We start from the raw sequence: 2,207 nt of genomic DNA, 5'->3' as shown, positions 1-2,207 counted from the left end.
CTTTTGTATTTGCAGGTGTATCACCCAACTTTTTGATAACTTTATTTATAATTTCATTTTTAGGTCCCTGTTGAACAGATGTCGACCAAACAACATCATTTAATGCATGAGAATGAGTTCGCAAATCATTTTTTAATGACTTTATAGTTTTATTTATTGTTACATCATAATGTTTTTTTTATAAACTGATGTTCTATTTTACTGAATTTTCTCCTTCTCTTCTAACTACCTCTTTCCATTTTAGGCTAAATGCATTTGTTCCTGGAGTTAACCCAATAAACTCATTTTTCCAAGAAAATTCGGAACTGTTAACAAACTCAATAATTTATTGACTCATAAACTACCATTTGAAACTTCTATAAAAATTACAAGTTGCTTTCAACTTAACCGCATCGCCCTGCATAATTACTAAATCTAATAATTTGATTAGACATACAATTTACCTTTTTGGGCTTATATTTTGGTGGCAGCTCTCCTTGAGGATAAATCAAATAATTATCCTGTATTAAAACAGGTTCTTTATTTTCTTCTGTTTTAAATGTTGAATAACGATGTCCTATTTCAGAGCTATCTGAACAAGTAGTATACTCCAAAGTAAAATTATTTTTACTTATTGAGATATTATCAAAACTACTATAAACACATTCAGTAAATGAAGGATTAAAAATTTCTTTATTTTCGTATAACATATGTTTGGTCTGCCCATCTATAATACTAATAGATGATAAACCATTACCTTTTTTATTAACATTTATAAAATCAATCACGCCATCCTTATTGACATCAAATTTATATTTTTGAAAAACTTTAGCTTCGGCATTAGTAAATAAAACAGATCTTTTACTCATAAAATCATGAATATTATTTACAACTTCAACGCTATTACCATTCACTATTACATCATTTTTTCTTTCCCATTTACGACCATTATTAACATAAACTTCATATATATATTTATCTTTCTCATAATATAAAACATCAGCATTTTTATTTTTCACCAAATAATGAAATGGAATTAAATAAATATATTTTTCCTTAATATTATTAATATTTTTCAAACTTATACTCTCTTCACCAAGGTTAGATGTAATTAAAAAAACCATAGCATTACCTAACTTATTATTTTTCCCATCATAAATACAACCAAAATCAGGAATTGTATAATACCCATCAATATTCGAGTATTCTGTATTCACCCCATCGCATTTAACTAGATTATCTAATTGCTTATCATCTACTTGGAGCCTCTCAGCATTAGCAAAACAAGTTACCAATGAAAGTAATAAGGCATTAATAATAACAACTTTTTTTTTCATAGTTTTTTCCCACTTATTAATGGTCTAAAATACCCTTTCCATCCTGGATGACTAGCCAAAGCTTTACCCGATCTTGGATATATTGCAGTTCTTGAACAATATTTTTTCTTTTCACCACCATGCGCTATATTATAGCTCTCGTCACGGCTTCCGCTCTTACCTATTGCTTCAAGAATAGTCACAGAATCTTTCTCCTGATCTACTGCATAAACAATTCCACAATGCCCTGCTCCGTTATTTCTCCATACAAAAATATCTCCAACTTCAGGTATAAAATCCTTACTTTCGCTTCCAACAACATGTTCAATATTATTTGAGCGAATAGCTTTTCTAAAATCTTTTTCATTCAACATTATACCTGTATGAATACTATAAAATTTATCCGTTACACCCAACTTTAAAAGATAGATTGAAACTGTTTCAGAGCAATCTAACCCTACTAAATCATCATCCGTAACATTCGACACAGCATTTTTATCTTTTACAGCTCCTCTGGCTCCTTCCTGCGAATAAGGTATATGCTTGTCAACAAGCTGTTTCATTTCTTCAAGGACACTAGATAACTCTCCACCAACTTCAGTTTTAGCTTCCATAACAGAATTTTTACATTCATTTAGTTTAAATACTTTAGATGTTATATTTTTAAAATTATTCTCTCTATCCTTTCTTGTACTTGTGAGTGGGTTAACAGTATCAATAATACTTCCCACAGTATCAAGTTGATCTTTTAGAGTAACCTGTTTCGCATTTGCTTTTTTTGATAAACCAAATGAAAACCAGTAAGCCATTGAGGCCAATGTACCTTCATATAAATTATTAATATTATTAGCATCAATTGAAACCTTTATTTCTGGATAATTATTTTTAATAGCTTGATTAATTTTTACATAC

2 protein-coding genes and 1 pseudogene are annotated in these 2,207 nt (G+C 29.3%); all 3 read right to left on the bottom strand.

The features are described 5' to 3' along the window. A pseudogene (locus KPC_RS20915) lies at positions 1–163 on the bottom strand (VgrG-related protein); the annotation flags it as partial. Between the two features lie 220 nt (positions 164–383). Next, positions 384–1,316 carry a hypothetical protein gene (locus tag KPC_RS19250; RefSeq protein WP_121975917.1) on the bottom strand — a complete coding sequence of 311 codons (933 nt, stop codon included), beginning with the start codon at positions 1,314–1,316 and terminating at the stop codon, positions 384–386. Next, on the bottom strand, positions 1,313–2,207 hold an 895-nt coding region (locus KPC_RS19245), incomplete at its 5' end, for a CHAP domain-containing protein (protein WP_146196677.1). The genes KPC_RS19250 and KPC_RS19245, both read right to left, overlap by 4 nt.

The organism is Acinetobacter stercoris, assembly GCF_900323515.1.
In the GTDB taxonomy this organism is placed as follows: domain Bacteria; phylum Pseudomonadota; class Gammaproteobacteria; order Pseudomonadales; family Moraxellaceae; genus Acinetobacter; species Acinetobacter stercoris.
This window is presented reverse-complemented; position numbering and strand designations above follow the sequence as displayed.